At 67.6% G+C, this 20,779-nt stretch carries 16 protein-coding genes; 8 read left to right on the top strand and 8 right to left on the bottom strand.

Features of this window, described 5'->3' with window-relative positions; genetic code table 11:
- Positions 1-7: 7 nt before the first annotated feature.
- Entirely contained in the window at positions 8-994 is a 987-nt protein-coding gene (locus T8S45_RS00230; RefSeq protein WP_322294230.1) for an NAD(P)H-dependent glycerol-3-phosphate dehydrogenase, read from the bottom strand.
- Positions 991-2,025, bottom strand: coding sequence for a tRNA (adenosine(37)-N6)-threonylcarbamoyltransferase complex transferase subunit TsaD (tsaD, locus tag T8S45_RS00225; RefSeq protein ID WP_322294229.1), 1,035 nt, complete (start codon positions 2,023-2,025; stop codon positions 991-993). Before tsaD ends, T8S45_RS00230 begins: the two co-directional genes overlap by 4 nt.
- Positions 2,026-2,071: 46 nt before the next feature.
- Here tsaD and hemC point away from each other — a divergent pair, with 46 nt between their 5' ends.
- From hemC to T8S45_RS00210, 3 genes are read left to right on the top strand one after another with little or no spacing between them, the layout of a single operon-like run.
- Positions 2,072-3,037, top strand: coding sequence for a hydroxymethylbilane synthase (hemC, locus tag T8S45_RS00220; protein WP_322294228.1), 966 nt, complete (start codon positions 2,072-2,074; stop codon positions 3,035-3,037).
- Positions 3,034-3,717 (top strand): uroporphyrinogen-III synthase, encoded by a 684-nt coding sequence (locus tag T8S45_RS00215; RefSeq protein ID WP_322294227.1) that lies wholly within the window; start codon positions 3,034-3,036, stop codon positions 3,715-3,717. Before hemC ends, T8S45_RS00215 begins: the two co-directional genes overlap by 4 nt.
- A gap of 11 nt (positions 3,718-3,728) precedes the next feature.
- Positions 3,729-4,667, top strand: a complete 939-nt coding sequence (locus tag T8S45_RS00210) for a hypothetical protein (RefSeq protein WP_229658041.1) — start codon at positions 3,729-3,731, stop codon at positions 4,665-4,667.
- Between the two features lie 10 nt (positions 4,668-4,677).
- On the opposite strand, the gene T8S45_RS00205 is transcribed toward T8S45_RS00210, so the two are convergent.
- A complete protein-coding gene (locus T8S45_RS00205) occupies positions 4,678-5,892 on the bottom strand; it encodes an FAD-dependent monooxygenase (RefSeq protein WP_322294226.1) in 1,215 nt (404 codons plus the stop codon).
- A complete protein-coding gene (locus tag T8S45_RS00200; RefSeq protein ID WP_322294225.1) occupies positions 5,889-7,589 on the bottom strand; it encodes an alkaline phosphatase family protein in 1,701 nt (566 codons plus the stop codon). Before T8S45_RS00200 ends, T8S45_RS00205 begins: the two co-directional genes overlap by 4 nt.
- A 105-nt stretch (positions 7,590-7,694) precedes the next feature.
- Between T8S45_RS00200 and T8S45_RS00195 the strand changes: the two genes are divergently transcribed.
- Together T8S45_RS00195 and T8S45_RS00190 are read left to right on the top strand one after the other, a co-directional pair.
- Positions 7,695-9,746: a protein-disulfide reductase DsbD family protein gene (locus tag T8S45_RS00195; RefSeq protein ID WP_322294224.1), complete on the top strand. Its 2,052-nt coding sequence runs from the start codon at positions 7,695-7,697 to the stop codon at positions 9,744-9,746.
- Positions 9,747-9,805: 59 nt separating this feature from the next.
- A complete protein-coding gene (locus T8S45_RS00190; RefSeq protein WP_188641112.1) occupies positions 9,806-10,180 on the top strand; it encodes a response regulator in 375 nt (124 codons plus the stop codon).
- 9 nt (positions 10,181-10,189) lie between these two features.
- On the opposite strand, the gene T8S45_RS00185 is transcribed toward T8S45_RS00190, so the two are convergent.
- Both T8S45_RS00185 and T8S45_RS00180 read right to left on the bottom strand, forming a co-directional pair.
- Positions 10,190-11,311: a beta-ketoacyl-ACP synthase III gene (locus T8S45_RS00185; RefSeq protein WP_322294223.1), complete on the bottom strand. Its 1,122-nt coding sequence runs from the start codon at positions 11,309-11,311 to the stop codon at positions 10,190-10,192.
- An 18-nt stretch (positions 11,312-11,329) separates the two neighbouring features.
- Entirely contained in the window at positions 11,330-12,502 is a 1,173-nt protein-coding gene (locus T8S45_RS00180; protein WP_322294222.1) for an acyl-CoA dehydrogenase family protein, read from the bottom strand.
- A gap of 107 nt (positions 12,503-12,609) precedes the next feature.
- Here T8S45_RS00180 and T8S45_RS00175 point away from each other — a divergent pair, with 107 nt between their 5' ends.
- Together T8S45_RS00175 and T8S45_RS00170 are read left to right on the top strand one after the other, a co-directional pair.
- Positions 12,610-13,794, top strand: coding sequence for a sensor histidine kinase (locus T8S45_RS00175; RefSeq protein ID WP_322294221.1), 1,185 nt, complete (start codon positions 12,610-12,612; stop codon positions 13,792-13,794).
- 89 nt (positions 13,795-13,883) lie between these two features.
- Positions 13,884-14,549 (top strand): response regulator transcription factor, encoded by a 666-nt coding sequence (locus T8S45_RS00170; RefSeq protein ID WP_322294220.1) that lies wholly within the window; start codon positions 13,884-13,886, stop codon positions 14,547-14,549.
- Positions 14,550-14,615: 66 nt separating this feature from the next.
- Here the strand turns inward: T8S45_RS00170 and T8S45_RS00165 are convergent, their stop codons facing one another.
- Positions 14,616-17,405 carry a TonB-dependent receptor domain-containing protein gene (locus T8S45_RS00165; RefSeq protein ID WP_322294219.1) on the bottom strand — a complete coding sequence of 930 codons (2,790 nt, stop codon included), beginning with the start codon at positions 17,403-17,405 and terminating at the stop codon, positions 14,616-14,618.
- A 108-nt stretch (positions 17,406-17,513) separates the two neighbouring features.
- Positions 17,514-19,067, bottom strand: a complete 1,554-nt coding sequence (locus tag T8S45_RS00160) for a beta-helix domain-containing protein (RefSeq protein ID WP_322294218.1) — start codon at positions 19,065-19,067, stop codon at positions 17,514-17,516.
- A gap of 300 nt (positions 19,068-19,367) precedes the next feature.
- Between T8S45_RS00160 and T8S45_RS00155 the strand changes: the two genes are divergently transcribed.
- Positions 19,368-20,753: an OprO/OprP family phosphate-selective porin gene (locus T8S45_RS00155; protein WP_322294217.1), complete on the top strand. Its 1,386-nt coding sequence runs from the start codon at positions 19,368-19,370 to the stop codon at positions 20,751-20,753.
- Positions 20,754-20,779: the final 26 nt, after the last annotated feature.

Below are 20,779 nucleotides of genomic sequence, written 5' to 3'. Positions count from 1 at the left end.
AACTGGTTCACGCTCCGACTTCCGCCTTGAGCGGGCGGGCGAGGATATCGGCAACGACCTCGCGTGCCGGGGCCTCGCCCGAGAGGATTCGCACCACTGCGGCGACGATCGGCATGTCGATGCGATCGCGCTGCGCCAGTTCGTGCAGTACCGGCGCGGTGTGGCTGCCTTCGGCGACCGAATTCTTGCCCGACAGCGCCTCTTCCGCGCTCATCCCTTCGCCCAGCGCCTTGCCGAGCGAATAATTGCGGCTCGAGGTCGAAGAGCAGGTCAGGACGAGATCGCCGAGACCGCACAGGCCCGCCAGCGTGTCGCGATCCCCGCCAAGCGCCTCGCCGAAGCGCAGCATCTCGGCATATCCGCGCGCGATCAACGCCGCGCGCGCGTTCTGGCCGAGCTTCAATCCGTCGACCACGCCGCAAGCGATCGCGAGCACGTTCTTGACCGCGCCGCCGATCTCGGCGCCGACCACGTCGTCGGTGTAATAGGGCCGGAAATGCGGTCGCGCGATCTGCGCCTTGAGCCGATCCCACTGCGCCCGTCCGCCCGCGCAGGCGAGCGTCACCGCGGTCGGCAGGCCTGCGGCGACCTCGTGCGCGAAGGTCGGGCCCGAGAGCACAGCAAGCTCGCTGTCGGGCGCGGCCTCGGCGGCGACGTCCGCCATCAGGCGCCCGGTGTCGCGCTCGATCCCCTTCGAACACAGCAAGAGGTCGCGGGGGCAGCGGCCCAGGTCGGAAAGGACCGTGCCGAGATGCTGCGCGGGCGTGACGACGAGCACCGTGTCGAGCGCGGCGACATCGGCAATCTCGCCGGTCGCGCGGATCGTGTCGTGGAGGCTGGCCGTGGGCAGGTAGAGCGAATTGGTGCGCTCGGTGTTGATCTCGTCGACCAGTTCGGGCTCGCGCGCCCACAGCACCACGTCGCTGCCGTCGCTCGCCATCGCCTGCGCCAGTGCGGTGCCCCAGGCTCCTGCGCCAATCACGCCGATCGTCATGCTTTCACCCCTGCGCCGCGCACCGCCTCTGCCTCCGGATCGAGCGGCCAGCGCGGACGCGCCGCCACGTCGAGCGGGTCGAACTGCCCGAGCGGCAAGCGTTCGATCCCCGCCCAGGCGATCATCGCGGCATTGTCTGTGCACAAAGGCAAGGGCGGCGCGACGAAGCGCATATCATGTTCTGCAGCCAGCCCTTGGAGCGCGCCGCGCACGGTTCGGTTGGCGGCGACCCCGCCCGCCACCACCAGCGCCGGTGGCGTGTCGATCCGGTCGAGCGCGCGGCGGGTGCGGTCGAGCAGGCAGTCGACTGCCGCCTGCTGGAAGCCAGCAGCGATATCCGCGTCGGCGTGTTCGCCGCTTTCTACCGCTCGCAGCACCGCGCTCTTGAGGCCCGCGAAACTGAAATGCGGCTCCTTGCTCCCGACCAGCGGGCGCGGCAGCGGAACGGCCTTTGGGTCGCCCTCACGCGCCAGCTTCTCGACCGCCGGACCGCCCGGATAGCCGAGCCCGAGCAGCTTGGCGGTCTTGTCGAAAGCCTCGCCCAGCGCATCGTCGATCGTGGTCGCGAGGCGGCGATATTCGCCCACCCCCTCGACCAGCAGCAGCTGGCAATGCCCGCCCGAGACGAGCAACAGCAGATAGGGGAATTCGAGCGCCGGATCGGCCAGCCGCGGGCTCAGCGCGTGGCCTTCGAGGTGGTTGATCGCGAGCAGCGGCTTCCCGCTCGCCATCGCCAGCGCCTTGGCGCTCACCAAGCCGACCATCACCCCGCCGATCAGGCCGGGCCCCGCGGTCGCGGCGATCGCATCGCACTGGTCGAGCGTGACATCAGCCTCTTCGAGCACCGCCGCGATGAGGGGCGCGAGCCGGTCGGCATGCGCGCGCGCGGCGATTTCGGGCACCACGCCGCCATAGGGCGCATGTTCCTCGTCCTGCGAGGCGATCCGCTGCGCGACGATCCGCCGATCGCCATCGACAAGCGCCGCGGCGGTCTCGTCGCAACTGCTTTCTATCCCTAGGACCAGCGCCATCGCCACTTTCCCTGAAGGCTTTTCGCATTTAGCACAAGCGCGAGACATGACCGCTTCCCCCGAACTTCCGACCCCCGACCGTCCGACCGGCGCCCGACCCTTCCGCCTCGGCACCCGCCGCTCGCCGCTGGCGCTCGTCCAGGCCAATGCCGTGGGCAACGCGCTGCTCGCCGCGCATGGCTGGGATGCGGGCGCGGTCGAACTGGTCGAGGTGATCGCCAGCGGCGACCGGATCCAGGATCGTCCACTCGCCGAGATCGGCGGCAAGGCGCTGTGGACCAAGGAACTCGACGCGCAGTTGCTCGGCGGCGAGATCGACGCCGCGGTGCATTCGGCCAAGGATGTCGAGACCTGGCGCCCCGAGGCGATCGCGATCGCCGCGACGCTCATCCGCGCCGATGTGCGCGACGTGCTGGTCGGCGCGGCCTCGCTCGGCGAATTGCCGCGCGGTGCGCGGATCGGCACCAGCGCCCCGCGCCGCGCCGCGCAGGTCCTCCACGCCCGCCCCGATTGCGAAGTGGTAACCTTCCGCGGCAACGTCGCGACCCGGCTCGCGCGACTTTCGGCGGGCGAGGCCGAAGCGACGCTGCTGGCGAAGGCGGGGCTCGACCGGCTCGGCGAAATCGGGGTCGGCACCCCGCTCGACGAGACCGAATTCCTGCCCGCCCCGGCGCAAGGCATCATCGCGATCGAATGCCGCGCGGACGACGACGCGGCCAAGCACCATCTCGCCGCGATCGATCACGCCGATACGCACGCGCAATTGCGCGCCGAACGGGCCCTGCTCGATGCGCTGGGCGGGTCGTGCTCGAGCCCGATCGCGACGCTGACGATGCGCGACGGCGAGGGCTGGCAAATGCGCGCCGCGATCTTCTCGCCCGACGGGGCCATGCGGCGCGAAGGCGAGGCGCGATTTGCCCCGGGCGAGCATGCGCCGATCCGGGCGATGGCCGAAAAGTTGCTGCACGAGGCACCCGAATCCATCACCGCCCATTTCGAAGGCGCCGGGTGACCCCGCTCGTCATCCTTCGCCCGCAGCCCGCCGCCGCGCGCACCGCTACGCTGGCGCGCGAGATGGGCTTCGATGCCCACCCGTATCCGCTGTTCGAATTGCGCGGCCGCGATTGGGAAGCGCCCGCTGCGGGGATCGATGCCGTGCTGCTGTCCAGCGCCAACGCGCTGCGCTTCGGAGGCGACGAACTCGCCAAGATCGTCCACCTGCCCGCCTATGTCGTGGGCGATCGCACCGCGCAACAGGCCCGCGCGGCGGGGTTCAACGTGGTCGCGCAGGCGGCCGACGGAATCGCCTCGCTGGTGACGGACATCGATCCGGACCATGCCAGTATCCTTCGGCTCGCCGGAGCGGATCACATCGCCGTCGCCCCACCCGAGGGTGTCGCGATCCGAACCGCGATCCTTTACGAGAGCCGCCCGCTGCCGATGCCCGAGGACCTTGCCGAATTGCTCTGCGGCCCCTCCACCGCGTTGCTGCATTCGGCGCGCGCGGCCGAGCATTTCGCGCACCTGTGCACCGCGATGGGGCTGGCGCGGATGAACATCGCACTTGCCTGCCTCTCCCCCCGGATCGCCGAGGCGGCAGGGCGCGGGTGGCGCGCGGTCGCTGTGACCGACGAGACCAGCGATGCGGCATTGCTGGAAACTGCGCGCGCGCTGTGCCAGAGTTTCGCCTGAAGGAAGACCACTTGGCCGACGAACTGTTCAACCGCATCAAGACCGCGCCCGACGCGAAGAAACCCGGCGGCAAGGGCCTCGGCCTGCTGGGCTGGCTCGGCATCACGCTCGGAGCGTTCGTCGTCGGGATCCTGCTGATGATGTACCTCGTCAGCGGCGGCTATGTCGACATCCAGCGCTTCGGCCAGGAAGAGCCGCAGCAGGTGGCCGAGGCGCTACCGAGCGGCAGTCCGGTGGCGGTCGATCCTTCGCCCACGCCGACCGCCACGACCGACACCGCCACGCCCGAGGAACGCGTCGCCGAAGCCGTTGCCGCACCGATCGAACAGCGGCTCGCGGGTGTCGAGACGCGGCTCAACGAGCTCGACCTGCGCGCGCAGGCCGCGCGCGGCAATGCGGCCCGTGCCGAAGGCCTGCTGGTCGCCTTCGCCACCCGCCGCGCGCTCGAACGCGGCGCCGAGCTCGGCTATTTGCGCGACCAGCTGCGGCTGCGGTTCGAGGATGCCCAGCCCAATGCGGTCGCCGCGGTGTTCGCCGCCGCCGACGACCCGGTGACGCTCGACGACCTCACCCGCCGCCTCGACGCGCTCGCCCCGCGGCTCGGCGATACCAGCGCCAGCACCACCGGCTGGCAGCGCTTCCGCAACGAGCTGTCCTCGATGTTCACCATCCGCCGCGCGGAAACCGCGAGCCCCAAGCCGTCGCGGCGGATCGAACGCGCGCAGCAATTCCTCCAGGTTGGCCGGATCGAGCCGGCCATCGCCGAGGTATCGAACCTGCCCAATGCCGAAGCCGCCGCGTCCTGGCTGGCCGATGCGCGCCGCTTCCTCGCCGCGCAGCGCGCGCTCGAACGACTCGAACTCGCCGCGATCCTCGAACCGCGGGCGCTCGGCGATTCGAGCGGCACGCGGCTCGATCGGCCGAGCCCGGCGCGCGAAACCGAAGACTAGGCCCCGAAACTTAGGCTTTGAGCAATTCGGGCAGGTCGCCCGAGACACCGCGTGCCTCGTCCATGAACCACCGCTTGAGCGCCGGGATGCGCTGGACCGCGCCCATGCCGAGCCGCCGCACCGCCGAGGCTGCGCCTCCGGGAATCCCGAACAGGCGGGTGAGTCCGTCGGTCGCCACGCTCACCGAAAACGCGTCGAGCCCGCGCCAGCGTTCGTAGCGTGCGAGCAATTGCGCATCGCCCGGCTCGAGCCCGAGCCGCATCCCGTCGGCGACGACCTCGACCAGCGTCGCCGCATCGCGCAGGCCGAGATTGAGCCCCTGTCCGGCGATCGGGTGAATGCCGTGCGCGGCATCGCCGATCAGCGCGAGCCGGGTGTCGGTGATCTGAGCGCTGTGATGGAAGCCGAGCGGCCAGGCGGCGCGCGGGGCGATCTCCTCGACCGCGCCGTAGATCCCGTGCATCCGCTTGGCGACTTCGGCCTCGAAAGCGCGCTTGCCCAGCTTGGTCACGCCCGCCGCGTCGCGTTCCTTCACCGTCCACACCAACGCGCTGCGATGGCGCCCTTGGTCGTCGTCGAGCAAGGGCAGCAGCGCGAAGGGGCCGGCGGGATAGAATATCTCCCACGCCACGCCGTCATGCGGCTTCTCGTGCGCGAGCGCGGTGACGATTGCGGCATGGTCGTATTGCCAGTGGGCGAGCGGCAGGCCCGCTTCCTCGCGGGTCGGCGAACGACGTCCTTCGGCCGCCACCATCAGCGAGCCGGACAGTTCGCGCCCGTCTGCCAGCGTCACGCTCGCTCCGTATGCATCGCGATGGCGCGCGACGACCTCGGCACCCGAATGCCAGTCGATCAGTTCCTCGCCGCGCGCCGCCTCGAACAGCGCGATGCGCAAGTCGCGATTGGCGAACATCCGACCGAGCGAGCCTTCGTGCGGTTCGGGGATGAAATCGATCCGCCCCGGCTTCATCGCGTCGGTCACCGCGATGTTCTCGATTCCGCAGCCCAATGGTTCGAGCGCATCGGCGAGCCCGATATTGCCGAACAGGTTCCAGCTCGCGGTGCTGATCGCGCTGGCCCGGCCGTCGACGCCCTCGGCGGTCAGCTGTTCGGGCGTAGCGCGGTCGACGACGTGGCTCGAAATGCCCTGCCTGGCGGCCGCCAGCGCGCAGGTCATCCCGACCAGCCCACCGCCGAGGATCAGGAGGTCGCGACATTCGCTCATTCCGATACGGCTCCACAGGTATTGCCCTTGCCCGGATCGAGATCGAGACAGCGCCCGTCGAATGATCCCTCGGGCACGTCGAGCCCGATCAGCGCGGCCAGCGTCGGCGCGATATCGACCGTTTCGACCGGGACCGGCTGTTCGAAGCCATCCATGCCCTTGCGCCAGAAGGCGAGCGGGACGCGGCGGTCGTAATCCCACGGGCTGCCATGGGTGGCGATATAGCCCTCGCCCGGGTTTGAGACGGCGGACACGCCGCGTTTCAGGAGGATCGTTACATCGCCGGAGCGGCCCTTGCGCCACGAGGCGCGGGCGCGTTGCCTGACCGTCCAGTCCTGCGGATTGCCGTCGGGCGCCGGGGTTGCCAGCATGTCGGCTTCGCTGAACACCGCTTCGATCTGGGGGTGTTCGAGCAGGATCGCCTTCAGCGCCTCGATCGTGCGCGGGCGATCGGCGGCGGAAAGACCGGGATCGAGCACGAATTCGCTGGCGTAGTTGTAGACCAACCGGCGATCGAAAGTGATCCCGGCGCGGCTTCGAACCTCGAGTTCGAGATCGTCCGAGATCAGCGAGGGATCGAACCGTGCGGCACCCGGATCGGCCATTTCGACCAGCCGTTCGGGCGCGTCCTGCCCGCCATGGTCGGCGCTGAAAGCCACGACGTAGTCGATCCCGCGATCGTCGAGCTCGCCGAAGAAATCGCCGAGCATGTCGTCGAGCGCGGCGAGCTGGAGACACATTTCGAGGCCGTTGGTGCCGTAGGCATGGCCGACATAGTCGGTCGCCGACAGGCTAACGGCGAGCACGTCGGTCGCATCGCGCTGACCCAGCCGGTAGGCATCGAGCTGATCGAGCGCGACCGCGAGCGTGGCGCGATCCGAACGCGGGCTGCGGCGCCAGTCGCCCTCATTGCCCGGTCGTACGGCCAGCGGGTTGGCCCCGAATTCGACCGGCCCGGCGGTGAAGGATCGGTCGAAGCGGGCGCAGAAGCCGGGGGTCGACCGGTCGAGGACGGGATTGTCACCCGTCGCGATGGTACGCGCGATGGCAGCGTTGATCGTGTCGATGTCGCGCACGGCGGGGCGACCGGCATGGGTCACGAAGGCTTCGCCGTCCCACCACCAGGCGGCGTCGGTGGCGGTGCCGCCGAGCATCATCGCCGCACGATCCTTGAGCGAGACCGCGATGTTGCGGCTATCCTCGTCGGCCTGCTTGAGCCATTCGCCGAGGGTCGGGACCAGCAGGTGTCGCGCCGAGACGACCGGCTTGCGGCGCGTGCTGGCGGGATCGGTCGTATCCTCGGCGCAATAGACCGCCTTGTCCTCGCGCGGGCTCGACGCCTCGACCCAGTTGTTGCCGACGATCCCGTTGCGCGCCGGACGCACGCCGGTGAGCAGGGTCGAGTGACCGGGGCAGGTCTCGGTCGCAGCCTGCCCTTGGTAGGCGCTGGGAAACACCGCGCCTTGCGCCAATCGCGCCAGGCCGCCGGTGAAATCGTCGCGAAATTGCGCGAACAGGTCGGAGGAAAGTTGATCGACCGCGACCATGACGACGAGCCTGGGCGACTCCTCGGTCGCGCTCGCCGCGCTCGTCGTCGGGGCCGTGGATCGCGGCGCGGCCTCTGCGGTTACCTGCGCACAGGCGGCGAGCGGCAGGGTGACGGAAGCGAGGGCGGCGAGGGAGAGGAGGCGGCGCATAATCATCCTTGGCAATTGCAAGCGGCTTCGCCCGCGTCCATGGAACCGGCATCGGGCGAGCGCAAGGGTTGGCGCGGCCCTGCATGGGCGGATAGTGTTACCAGCGTGCTTCGTTTCGTTCTCCTGATCATCGCTGTCGTCGGCCTGTCGGGACTTCCCGCCAGCGCCCAACTGCCGACCGGACCTGCCGGCGGTCCGCAGCGCGTCGCCGCCGCCCTGGTCGCGGAAGGCCCGGTCGCGCCCGCCGAAAGTGTCGCGCTCGCCTTGGACTTCCGCCCCGAAAAGGGATGGCACGGATACTGGACGAACCCCGGCGATGCCGGGCTCGGCATGACGCTGGATTGGGACCTGCCCGATGGCTGGACTGTGTCCGACCCGCGCTATCCGGTCCCCGATACGCTGTTGATCTCGGGCCTGATGAACCACGTCTACGAGGATCCCTATGGTGTCCTCTTCGCGATCACCGCGCCATCCGATGCCGAGCCGGGAACGATGGTCCCGATCGCGGTCGAGGCGAACTGGCTCGCCTGCTCGGACAGGCTCTGCGTACCCGAGCGCGCGCGGCTCAGCGCGACGGTCCGGGTAGCGCGAGCATCGGCGGAGGCGACCGCGCGGTTTGATCGCTGGCGCCAAGCGCTCCCCGCCCCGCTCGATCGCCCGGCACGGTTCGAGGAGCAGGCCGGCTCGATTCGAGTGTCGATCCCGCTTCCCAATGGCGTCGCGCTGACCGAGCCGCACCTGTTCGTCGAACAGAAGGGCGTGGTCGATGCCGCCGCCCCGCAGCGCGTGCTGCGGCAGGACGGGGCAGTGGTGTTCGAATTGCAACGCCCATCCGGCGCACAGCCGCTGCCGTCGCGCTTCGATGCCGTGCTGCGCCTCGACGAGGCGGGCAACGGGCTCGCCTTTACCACCGAGCCCGGCTCGGTCGCCCCGGGCGGCACGCCGCTCGATGGCGCAGCGGGCGGATTGGCGCTGCCGTGGCTGCTGCTAAGCGCGTTGCTCGGCGGGGTGCTGCTCAACGTGCTGCCCTGCGTGTTCCCGATCCTCAGCCTCAAGGCGCTCGCGCTGCTGCGCCACGGCGCGAACGAGGCGACCGCGCGGCGCGAAGGGCTCGCCTACACCGCGGGGACGACACTCGCGGCACTCGGCCTGGGCGGGTTGCTGCTCGCCTTGCGCGCGGGCGGCGAACAGGTCGGCTGGGCGTTCCAGTTGCAAGAGCCGGTGGTGATCGTGTTGCTCGCATTGCTGGCGATGGCGATCACCGCCAACCTCGTCGGGCTCTACCAGTTCGCGATCCCCGGCTTCGGCGCGCGCGGTAGCAAGGCGGGCGAGACGCGCGGCGCCTTCGCGACCGGTTTGCTGGCGAGCTTCGTCGCCACGCCGTGCACCGGCCCGTTCATGGCCGCGGCGCTGGGCGCGGCATTGTTGTTGCCGGTGACACAGGCGCTGGCGCTGTTCGCCGCGCTCGGGATCGGACTCGGCCTGCCGTTCCTGCTGTTGGGCTTCGTCCGCCCGCTGCGCCGGGCCTTGCCGAAACCGGGCGCATGGATGGAGCGCTTCCGCCGCTGGATGGCGCTGCCGATGGGGTTGACCGCGCTGGCGCTCGCCTGGCTCGCCTGGCGGATGGGCGGGTGGACGCTGTTGCTCGGGACGAGCGTGTTCGCCGCGGTGATCCTAGCGCTGCTGGTGCGCGCCGGGATGCGCCAGCAAAGCGGCAGGCCTGCGGTTGCCGCGATCCTCGCGGCCATGCTCGTCGGCGTGGGCGCGATGCTCGTCACGCCGCACCTCGTCGGCGAGGCTTCGGCGGAGCGGGACGGCGTTCTCCCGACGCAACCTTTCTCGGCCGAGGCGCTGGCGCAGGCGCGCGCCGCCGGGCGGCCGGTCTTCGTCTGGATGACCGCCGACTGGTGCGTGACCTGCAAGGTCAACGAGGCGACCGCGATCGAGACCGAATCGGTGAAACAGGCCTTTGAAACGGCCGACGTCGTCGTGCTGCGCGGCGACTGGACCCGGCGTGACCCTGCCATCACCCGCTATCTGACCGAACGCGGCAGCGCGGGCGTGCCGCTCTATGTCTGGTACGAGCCGGGCAAACCGGCGGAAAATTTGCCGCAATTGCTTTCCTCGGATACACTTATCCACAGGGCCGCCAGATAGGAACCGAGTCGCTGGGGACTCGTTGAGTCGCCCAGCAAGGCAATATTCGGGGAAAGTGGATGACCGATAAGCAAAGCGCGCAGCCGCGCGTGCTCATCATGGAAGACGATTACATCGTCGGTCTCGACATGGTCGAACAGGCCAAGGTGCTCGGACTGTTGATCGATGGTCCCCATGCCACCCTCGCCGAAGGACAGGCCGCAGCCAAATCGGCGAAGCCCGACCTCGCGATCCTCGATATCGAGCTGACCGATGGCGACGTCTTCCCGCTCGCAGAGAAGCTGAGCGAGGCGAACATCCCGATCATCTTCCATTCGGGTCACACCGATACGGGCGATCTCGACGAGCGGTTTCCCAAGGCGCATATCTGCGCCAAGCCGTGCCCGCCCAACATCATCCTCGATATCCTGGCGGACAAGCGCCGCGCGGCCTGATCCGCGCGCTCAGGTCTTGCGGATGAAGACCGAGCCCACCGAATAGCCCGCCCCGAACGAGCAGATCAGCGCGGTATCGCCTGCGCCAAGGTCTTCGCTGTGCTTGTGGAAGGCGATGATCGAGCCCGCGCTCGACGTGTTGGCATAGGTGTCGAGCACGGTCGGGCTCTCGTCCTCGCTCGCCTCGTGGCCGAGCACCTTGTGCGCGATCAGCCGGTTCATTCCGGCATTGGCCTGGTGCAGCCATAGCCGCCGTAGCGACTTTGGATCAACGCCGAGCCGGTCGGCTTCCTCGAGGATCATCGCCGAGACCATCGGCACCACTTCCTTGAACACCTTGCGGCCTTCCTGGACGAACAGCTTGTCCGGCGCGTCGCGGGTCTCGGGATGCGCGCGATTGAGGAAGCCCGCATTGTTGCGGATGTTGTTCGAGAACACGGTCTTCAGCTTGGTGCCGAGGATGTCCCAGTGGCCTTCCGGCGCAATGTCCTTCGCCTCGACCAGCACCGCCGTCGCCACGTCGCCGAAGATGAAGTGCGAATCGCGGTCGCGCCAGTTGAGGTGGCCGCTGGTGATCTCGGGGCTCACGACCAGCACCGATTTCGCGTTGCCCGCGCGGATGTAATCGGCCGCGGTCTGGATGCCGAACGTGGCCGAGGAGCACGCGACGTTCATGTCGAAGGCGAAGCCCTCGATCCCCAGCGCGTCCTGGATTTCGATCGCCATCGCCGGATAGGCGCGCTGCATGTTCGAGGCCGCGCACAGCACCGCGTCGACGTCTTCGGGCTTGCGGCCCGCGCGCTCGAGCGCCTGTTTCGCCGCCTTGACCCCGATCTCGGCCATGATCGACAATTCGTCGTCGCCGCGCTCGTCCCAGCGCGGGGCCATGATTTCGGGGTCGAGCACCGGAGCCTTGGCCATGACATGGCGCGACTTGATCCCGCTCGCCTTCTCGATGAAGCCGGTCGAGCTTTCGGTCAGCGGCTCCTCCTCGCCGGCGGCGATCGCGTCGGCATTGCGCGCGTTATGCAGCGCGACATAGGCGTTGAAGCTCTCGACCAGTTCCTCGTTCGAGATGCTCTCGGGCGGGGTGAACAGGCCGGTGGCGGAGATGACGGGAGTAGCGGTCATGCAAATGTCCTAGCGCGGTCAGTAGGAGCGCGGAAGGCCCAGCACGTGTTCGGCGATGTAGCTCAGGATCGCGTTCGTGCTGATCGGCGCGACGGTGTAGAGCCGCGCCTCGCGAAACTTGCGTTCGACGTCGTATTCTTCCGCGAAACCGAATCCGCCATGCGTCTGCACGCACATGTCGGCAGCGGACCAGCTGGCTTCGGAGGCGAGCAGCTTCGCCATGTTGGCCTGTTCGCCGCCGGCCTTCCCCGCGCCCTCTCCGCTGTCATAGGCGCGCGCGGCGTGGCGCACCATCAGCTCGGCGGCGCGCATCTGCGCATAGCAACGCGCGATCGGGAACTGGACACCCTGGTTCTGCCCGATCGGACGGTCGAACACCTCGCGCGAACCGGCATATTCGCTCGCCTTCCGGATGAACCACTTGGCATCGCCGACGCACTCGGCGCCGATCAGGATCCGTTCGGCGTTCATCCCTGAAAGGATGTAGCGGAAGCCCTCGCCTTCCTCGCCGATCAGCGCGTCGGCGGGGATCTCGAAATCGTCGAAGAAGATTTCGGTGGTCGAATGGTTCATCATCGTGCGGATCGGCTCGATCGCCATCCCGCGCGAATTGCCGTCGCGCATGTCGACGAGGAACAGCGACAGGCCGTGAGTCTTCGACTGCCCCTCGTCGCGCGGGGCGGTGCGCGCGAGCAGCATCATCAGGTCCGAATGTTCAGCCCGGCTGGTCCAGATCTTCTGACCATTGATAACGTAACGATCGCCCTTGCGGACTGCCCGCGTCCGCAGCGAGAGCGTGTCGGTGCCGCTGGTCGGCTCGCTCACGCCGAAGGCCTGCAGCCGCAACTCGCCGCTGGCGATATCGGGCAGGTAGCGCGCCTTCTGCGCGTCCGAACCGTAGCGCAGCAGCGTGTTCATCACGTACATCTGCGCATGCGCCGCCGCGCCGTTGGCGCCCGCCGCCTGGATTTCCTCCATCACGATCGCCGCTTCCTCGAGGCTCAGCCCCGACCCGCCATATTCCTCCGGGATCAGCGCGGCGAGGAAGCCGGCCTTCGTGAGCGCGGCGACGAACTCGCCCGGATAGGCCCGCTCGCGATCCTTTTCGCGCCAGTATTCGCCGGGAAAATCGGCGCACAGCGCGCGCACGGCATCGCGCAGTTCGGGAAAATCGCCGTCGCTGATGGGCATCGCATCCTCTCGCAGGTCTGGTGGCAGGGGGTGCCGCCAAAGCCCGCGCTTGTCCACCTCGCCCGCGCCCGATAGGGCGATGACCGCATGGCATCGAGGCTTCACCGATGAGCGGACCGGGCCGCATCATGGCCGGCGCACTGGCGGCGCTGGTCGGGATGATCTTCATGGTTGCCTCGGGTGCCGGATTCGAGCTGGCGCTGGCGATCGGTGTGCTGTGGCTCGCCTCGCTGTTCCTCGTCCAGCCGTCCAATCCCGACGACATTCTGTCCGACGACGATCATCATTTCGACGATGAAGCGATCGAGCACCTGCTCGAACCCCTGAGCACGCCGCTGCTGTTCGTCGAGCACATGCGGGTGACGCGCGCCAATGCCGCCGCGCGCGAAGTGCTCGGCGCGCACATTGTCGGCCAGGACGCCCGCGTCGCGCTGCGCCATCCCGAAGCAATCGCGATGCTGCATGGCGAGGACGAGCAGGAAGTCCGCATCCAGGGGCTCGTTTCCCCGCGCAGCGTGTGGGATTTGCGCCGCCGCCCGGTGGGGCGCGACCGGATCCTGCTCGAACTGGTCAACCGGTCGAGCGAGGCCGATCTCAGTCGCGCGCACACCGATTTCGTCGCCAATGCGAGCCACGAGCTGCGCACGCCGCTGTCCTCGATCCTCGGCTATGTCGAAATCCTCGCCGATCCCGAAGCCCAGCCGGACGAGGAAAAACAGTTCAAGTTCCTCGCCGTGATCGAACGCGAGGCGCGGCGGATGCAGTCGCTGGTCTCCGACCTGATGAGCCTGAGCCGGGTCGAGGCGAGCAAGCACGAGCGACCGGCCAAGCCGATCGACCTCGGCCCGCTCGTCCAGCGCGCCGCGCGCGACGGCGCCGGACCCGACCGGCAGGATCGTGTCACCTTTCGCTCGCCGCGCGATTTTACCGTGCTGGGCGATCCCGAACAGCTCGAACAGGTGGTACGCAACCTCGTCGAGAACGGGTTGCAATACGGCGACGCCGAAAAGGGCGTCTCGGTCACGCTGTCGCCCGGGCCACGCGATTCGGTGATCCTTGCGGTCGAGGATCGCGGCCCCGGCATCGCGCCCGAACACGTGCCCCACCTCACCCGCCGATTCTACCGCACCGATCCGGGCCGCAGCCGCGCCTCGGGCGGGACCGGCCTCGGCCTCGCGATCGTCAAACACATCGTCGAACGGCACCAGGGCAGGCTCGATATCGATTCGGTGCTGGGCGAGGGAACCACCGTCCGCGTCCGTCTGCCGACGATCGACGCCTCGCCGACCTGACCAAGGGCAATTTTCGGTCCGCAGCGTCACAGACCTGTAACGCTAGATAGGCAGCGACGACATTGCACCGAAAGGGGGATGTCGCGCGCGTGCAGATTGTCGATCTTCTCGTTACCTCGCCGCCCAGTTTCGCCGCAGCCGAGGCCGCGCCCGAAGGGGTGGAACTGCGCATCGGCCGGCTCGATCGCGTCGTTCCCGGCGACGGCCCGTTATGGGTCGCGCTCGACTGGGCGCTCGAAGGCGAGAGCGGGGTCGAGCGCTGCCGCGCATTGCGGGCCGATCCGCGCTACGCTCGCGCGCATATCGTAATGCTGCTGCGGGACGATTCGGTCGACCAGGCACGGCAGTCGCTCGCGGCCGGCGCGAACGACGTGATCCTCGGCCCGCTCTCGCCCGAATCGCTCCATCGGCTGCTCGACGAGACGCTGCCGCGCCAGGTGCGGACCGAGATCGGCAGCCGGTTGCAGCACGGTCCGCTGCTGGTCGACACCGATGCGATCCAGGCGCGCTGGAACGGCGAATTGCTCCAGCTCCCGCTCAACGAATTCCGCCTGCTCCATTTCCTCGGCCGCAATGCCAACCGGGTGATGACCCGCAGCGAGCTGATATCCGGCCTCGGCAAGGATCACCACCCGGTCGACGAACGCACGGTCGATGTCTGGGTCGCGCGCCTGCGCCGGGCGCTCAAGGGGGCCGGTGCGCAGGACGTGATCCGCACGGTCCGCCCGCTCGGCTACGTCCTCGACCTCGACTGAAGCAACGAGAAAGGGCGCGACACCCCGCGGTGCCGCGCCCCTATTCGTCCTTGCGGTTGCGCCGTCCTAGAACTCGATCTTCGCCCCCAGGGAGAAGCGCGTGCCCTTCTCGTAGGTGTTGATCTCGATCCGGTTGGTGCCGTTTTCCTGGAATTCGAAATTGTCGCGACCGAAGATGTTGCGGACCTCGAACTCGATATCGATCGGCGTCCCGAAAATGCCCAATTCCTGCCGCGCGACGAAGTCCACGGTCAGGCCCGGATCCTCGATCACGTCGGGCCGCTGGAATCCGCGGCTGGTGACCCGCTCGCTCGCATAGTTGAGCAGCACGCTGAACTGCGACAGCTTCTCGGTATCTTCGAAGCTCACCTGGACATTGGCGATATGGTCCGACTGGCCGACCAGCCGGTCGCCATCGGTGAACACGACCATCGCATCGGTCGCGCCGCCCGGGGGGATGAAGGTCTGGTCGCCCGCCTGCACGCGAATGTCCGAACTGGTGTAGGTGTAGTTCCCCCGGAGCGCGAACTGCTTGGTTTCGAAGAACGACCCCAAGCCGAACAGGTCGAACGTGTATTGCAGCTCGACTTCCGCGCCGTAGAGCCGGGCTTCGGGCGCATTGGCGAACGAGGTGACGAGGCCGCCACCCGCGCTCGCGGCGATGAACGCCTCGATCGGGCGATCGATTTTCTTGTAGAATCCCGCGACGCTGAACTTGTCGCCCGCGCTGCCGAAATAATACTCGGCGCGCGCCTCGGCATTGGTCAGCTGGCTGTCGACCAGGAACGGGTTGCCGCGGAAGGTGCGGTTCGATTCGGGATCGAAATAGGTCTGCTCGACGAGTTCGCGGAACTGCGGACGGGCGATCGTCTTCGATGCCGCGATGCGCAGCTGCAGATCGTCGGTCGCGAACCAGGTCACCGTCGCGCCGGGGAGGATATAGTCCTCCGACAGGTCGGTCGCGGTGGCGCCGAGGATCGGCGCGTCGAACACCGACTGATCGAGCGCGACCGACTGGTCGGCGATTTCGTACCTCACCCCGGCCTCGACCGAGATCGCCTCGATCGGGGTCCAGTTGACGACGCCGTAGCCCGCGAGGATCGACAGGTTTGCGTCGAATTTGGGGAACGGGCTCGCTTCGGCGAGCGTGATGTCGAACAGCGCGAGGGTCGCGCCATTGATGATGTCGCCCGGACGCCGCAGCCCGATCACCGGGATCAACTGCGGGTTGGGGGTGAAGGTCTGCGTCGCCCCGGTCACCGGATCGGTCAGCGTCAGCGGAACCGCTTCCGCGCGCGGGATGAACTCGCGGCGGATCGAGCTGCGGTCGGTGTCGGTCCAGGCCAGGCCTGCAGTCATCGCGAGGCTGTCGAAGGGTTCGAACCCGAAGTCGATGCCGCCATACCAGAGCTTCTCGGTCAGGTCGTCGAACGAGACGCGGCTGAGGCCGGTGTCCGACGCCTGGTTGAGATAGACCGCGAACTGTTCGCCGACCGAATCGATCACGTCGGGCGTGTCGTCGACCACATTGGTGCGGGTGTAGGAAAAGGTCGCGTTGTAGGGCGCCTCGCGATCGGTCTGCGCGAAACCGAACCGGACATCGACGTCGATCGGCTCGAAGTCGAATTCGCCGACCAGCTGGCTGTCGATCAGCTGGCGTTCGAACCAGGCGGTGTTCTGGTTGATGAAATCGAACCCGGTCGCGCCCTTGTCGAACTCGGTGCCCTGCGAGAGGCGCGCGGTCTTGAGGGTGTCGCGGATATAGAGGTTGGTCCAGCGGATCGTGTGCTCGCCGATGTCGAGGCCGAAGCTGAGCAGCCCGTTCACCAGCACGTTGTTGTCGGTGACGAAGGTCGTGAAATCGTCGGTCAGCGTCGACAGGTCGGTATTGGCCTGCTGCGAGCGCACGTTGCGGTTGCGCCAGCTGTTCGAGATGTTCGCGGTCGCGATCACGCCCAGATAGTTGCCGCCGCCGACCTCGAACGAGGTGCCCATCGCGATGCCCGCCGACCAGTTGGCCGGCAATTCGTCGATCCGTTGCAGCGTCACGAGGTTGAGCGGGAAGATCTGTGCGGCGATGCCTTCCTGCGTTTCGACCGAGGTGTTCTCGATCCGCTGCCCGCTGTCGAAGAAGGCCTGGAGGTTCGACGGGATGTCGCGATTGCCGTTGTCGAAGCCGAACTTGTCCCAGTCGGACCCGTAATAGGTCAGCCCGTTAGAGAAATTGGTCTCGGTGTCGATCCCGCCGCTGGCGCTGATCGTCACGAAGCTCTCGGTCGGCACGGCGCGGGTGGTGAGGTTGATCACCCCGCCGCCGAATTCGCCGGGGAAGTTGGCCGAATAGGTCTTCTGCACGAGGCTGGATGCGACCACGCTGGTGGGGAAGATGTCGAGCGGCACGACGCGGCTAAGCGGTTCGGGGCTCGGCAGCGGCAGACCGTTGAGGAGCGCGAGCGAATAGCGATCGCCAAGGCCGCGAACGAAGACGCGTCCATCCCCCACCGTGCTGAGGCCGGTGACGCGGGTGAGTGCCCCTGCCACGTCGCCTTCGCCGGTGCGGGCGATGTCTTCGGCCGTGAGGACCGACAGGACCTGGCCCGAATCGCGCGAGACGTCGCGTTCGCGATTGCCGCGGATGATGACGCGATTGCCGCCGGGGATCGAGACCTCGACGCCTTGGCCCTGGTCATCGTCCGCTGCCGGATCGATCTGGTCTTCGTTTTGCTCGGCGCTGCCCTTGGTCGAGGGATCGTCGCCGGGCGGGACGCCCTGCGTATCCTGTGCGAGTGCGAGGTGCGGAAAGGTGAGCGCGGTGCCGAGCAGTAGAATTCCCGCCAGACGCTTGCCGGTCGACATGTGGGTGCCCCCTAGGAAAGTATTTCAATCGCGAGGGCGATGCTTCGCCGCCGCATGGGAAGGCGGGGGCGCGGGCCGTCCAAGGCCCGCGCCCCCGCTCTCGTCGGATCAGTAGACGGGCAGGCCGGTGCAATTGCCGTTCGCGCTGCCGAAGCCGAGGATCGAGGAATTGCAGGTCCAGTTGCCGAAGCGGCTCGAGGCGGCGTTCTGCGCCGCGCCGATGAACGTCGTGGTATCGAAGAAGGTCGACAGCGAATTGGCATTGAATGCCGGTACGCCGTTCTCGTTCGAGCCGTTGATGTAGCCCGCCGTGAGCGTGATCGTGAACGACGCGTTGTTGTTCGAACCGGCAACGAATTCGCTCTGGACCTGGGCGGTGGTGGCGCCCGACGTGCCGTTGAACGGCGCCGCGGCGTCGCAATCGCCGACCAGCGAGTTGAACACCGGGTCGGCCGCGATGGTGACCGCTTCGTCGATCCGGATGCAGGTCTCGTTGTCGGTATCGATCACACCGTTGACGAGCACCAGTTTGGCGCCGCCGCGCGCGCGGATCGCCTGCGAGTTGCCGGTGCTGCGCTCGAGGAAGGTGAAATTCGCGACGCGCAGCACGGTCTGCGGCCGCGCATCGGTCGAGAAGTCGCCATCGGGCGAGTCGAGTTCGATGAGGTTGTCGCCGCCCGCGCTGCGCTGCGCACCCACGACGTACTGCATGTTGGCCTGCGCCCCGGTGTCGACGTCGATCGAATCGTCGTCGGCGCCGATCACGGCGACGCCCTTCATGTTCACCGAACCGCCGAAGAACTCCATCCCGTCATCCGAGCTGTTGAAGGTCAGGATGTTCTCGAAGGTGGTGCCCGAACCGACGCCGCCGGTGGTGAGCGACTGGAGTTCCTTGCCCGGAGCGAGGCTGAAACCCGAGAAGCGGATCTGGACGTTGCGCAGCGAACCCGAGCTGTCGGCGCTGTTGGCGCCGCCGAACAGGGTGAGCGTGGTGGTGCCTTCGAGTTCCTGTTCGCAGGTCGGATTGTTGTTCGGGCTTGCGGCGGTGTTGAACCCGCCGGTGCGGCAGTCGGAAACCGGCGCGCGGCCGAGTAGGACAACGCCGCCCCACTGGCCGGTCGAGGCGTCGGTGCTGAGGCCGAGCACGTTGTCGCGGCTGGTGAAGACGATCGGGCGCGCGGTGGTGCCGTTGGCGATCAGCTGGTTGCCCCGGTTGGCGACGAGGAAGGAGCGACCGGTCGCTCCGTAAACGATCACCCCCGGCTCGATCGTGAGTTCGACGCTCGATCCGGTGCTGGCGAAACCACGGTCCGCACCGATGTCGACCCGGCCCGGCAGGGCGTAAAGCAGCCCCGCAATATAAGGCAGCGTGTCGTCGGCATCGATCACCGCGGGGAGCGAGCAGATGCGATAGGTCCCGGTCGGGCCGGCGATCGTGCCCGAATCGGTGAGCCCGCCGGTCGAGTTGATCGTCGGGCAGCCGGCCGCCGCGGTCACGGTGCCGCCCGTGGGAGTCGGCGTCGGGGTCGGCGACGGGGTCGGATTGTTGATCACGACGTTCACGTCGCCGGAGGTCCCGGGCGAAACGATTTCATCGGCTTCGCAGCCGGTGACGGCGAGCGCGCTGACGCCGAGAAGAAGAACACGGTTGAGATTGGTCACGGCTGGAAGCCCCCTCGTTCAGATGAATTCGATGCGACGCACACGATTCGTGTGTCGAGCTGGGGGACTAGGGCTGGGACGTGACGGTTTCTTTGCAGAATCCACAGCGAAATCATTGGCTTAACATGACGCCAATGTTGCAGTTCCATGACGGGAAAATGAGCCTTCGCGGATAAGCGGCCGATGCGGGTCGGCTCTCGGCGCGGCTTGTCCACAGCGCAGATCGCGCGTGTCATAAATGTGCAATTTGCCCGTCATAGCGGGATCGCGAACTCGACACGCGAACAATCGGGACTTGCCATGAAACACCTGTTTTCGACCACCGCCGCGATCGCCATCGCGACCATGTCCGCCCCCGCCATGGCGCAGGATTCGGCTGCCGCGGCGGCCGAGCTCGCCAAGATGCGTGCCGACATGGCCGCAATGAGCGCGCGAATCGAAGCGCTCGAAGCCCAACTCGAAGCCGAGCAAGCCGAAAGCGATGCCGCGATCGCGGAAACGCGTACGCTTGCCGCCGGGGCTGCCGAAGCTGCTGCCGAGGCGAAGGCCGCCGCAGCCGATTCGGGCGACGGCACCAGGGTCGCCTTCAAGGGTGCTCCCGAAATCTCCACCGGCGACGGCTGGAGCTTCAAGCCGCGCGGTCGCCTGCAATACGATGCCGGCTTCGTGAACGTCCCCAATGAGACGGGCCGCTCCGAGGGCTGGGGCAGCGAGGCCCGCCGTGCGCGCCTCGGCGTCCAAGGCGAGATGCCCGGCGGCTTCGGCTACAAGTTCGAGGTCGATTTCGCCGGCGACGACATCGACGTCAACGATGCGATCATCAGCTACGAGACTGGCGACCTCGAATTGAACATCGGCCAGCACAACAATTTCCAGTCGCTCGAAGAGCTGACCTCGAGTCTTCACATTTCCAATCTCGAACGCGCGGCTTTTACCGATGCCTTCGGCTTCGAGCGCCGCGTCGGGGTTTCCGCCCAATACAAGGGCGACGCCGTGCTGGTGCAGGGCGGTTTCTTCACCGACAATATCGGTGACCTGTCGAACAAGAACTGGAGCATGGACGGCCGCGTGGTCGCGATGCCCAAGCTCGGTTCGACCCAGCTGCATTTCGGCGGCTCGGCGCATTATGCCGACCTCGAAGCGGGATCGACCGTGCGTTATCGCCAGCGCCCGCAGGTCCACTTCACCGGCGAACGCTTCGTCAGCACGGGCACGCTCGGCGCGGACAGTGAGACCGGTTTCGGGCTCGAGGCCGGCGCGATTGCCGGCCGGTTTCACGTCGCGGGCGAGGCCTACTGGCAGACGCTCGAAGGTCCGGCGCTGCCTTCCAGCCCGACCTTCTTCGGCGGCTATGCCGAAGTCGGCATGTTCCTCACCCCCGATACGCGCGGCTACAAGGGTGGCAAGTTCGACCGGGTGAAGCCGGTCAACGAAGTCGGCAATGGCGGGTTCGGCGCGGTCCAGGTCGTGCTTCGCTACGATTACCTCGACCTCAACGACGGGACCGTGCTCGGCGGGCAGCAGAACGCCTATCTCGCCTCGCTCGTCTGGACCCCGACCGACAACACCCGTTTCATGCTCAATTACGGGCGCATCGAATTCGACGACGCCGCCTATGTCGGCCCGTTCGGTTCGACCTCCTATTCGGGCGACGTGTTCGGCCTGCGCGGGCAGGTCGATTTCTAAGCGACGGAACGCTAGGGACTTGCTGC

The organism is Pseudoblastomonas marina (genome assembly GCF_034374265.1).
GTDB classification, from domain to species: Bacteria; Pseudomonadota; Alphaproteobacteria; order Sphingomonadales; family Sphingomonadaceae; genus Alteriqipengyuania_A; species Alteriqipengyuania_A marina.
Note: the sequence above shows the minus strand (reverse complement) of the source record. Positions and strands in the feature narration are given on the sequence as shown.

Excerpts from the sequence above, each read along its gene's own strand:
- T8S45_RS00155 (WP_322294217.1), top strand. The coding sequence starts at position 19,368 with ATGAAACACCTGTTTTCGACCACCGCCGCGATCGCCATCGCGACCATG.
- tsaD (WP_322294229.1), bottom strand. The coding sequence starts at position 2,025 with ATGGCGCTGGTCCTAGGGATAGAAAGCAGTTGCGACGAGACCGCCGCG.
- T8S45_RS00230 (WP_322294230.1), bottom strand. The coding sequence starts at position 994 with ATGACGATCGGCGTGATTGGCGCAGGAGCCTGGGGCACCGCACTGGCG.
- T8S45_RS00175 (WP_322294221.1), top strand. The coding sequence starts at position 12,610 with ATGAGCGGACCGGGCCGCATCATGGCCGGCGCACTGGCGGCGCTGGTC.
- T8S45_RS00205 (WP_322294226.1), bottom strand. The coding sequence starts at position 5,892 with ATGAGCGAATGTCGCGACCTCCTGATCCTCGGCGGTGGGCTGGTCGGG.
- T8S45_RS00200 (WP_322294225.1), bottom strand. The coding sequence starts at position 7,589 with ATGCGCCGCCTCCTCTCCCTCGCCGCCCTCGCTTCCGTCACCCTGCCG.
- T8S45_RS00190 (WP_188641112.1), top strand. The coding sequence starts at position 9,806 with ATGACCGATAAGCAAAGCGCGCAGCCGCGCGTGCTCATCATGGAAGAC.
- T8S45_RS00165 (WP_322294219.1), bottom strand. The coding sequence starts at position 17,405 with ATGTCGACCGGCAAGCGTCTGGCGGGAATTCTACTGCTCGGCACCGCG.
- T8S45_RS00180 (WP_322294222.1), bottom strand. The coding sequence starts at position 12,502 with ATGCCCATCAGCGACGGCGATTTTCCCGAACTGCGCGATGCCGTGCGC.
- T8S45_RS00185 (WP_322294223.1), bottom strand. The coding sequence starts at position 11,311 with ATGACCGCTACTCCCGTCATCTCCGCCACCGGCCTGTTCACCCCGCCC.
- hemC (WP_322294228.1), top strand. The coding sequence starts at position 2,072 with ATGACCGCTTCCCCCGAACTTCCGACCCCCGACCGTCCGACCGGCGCC.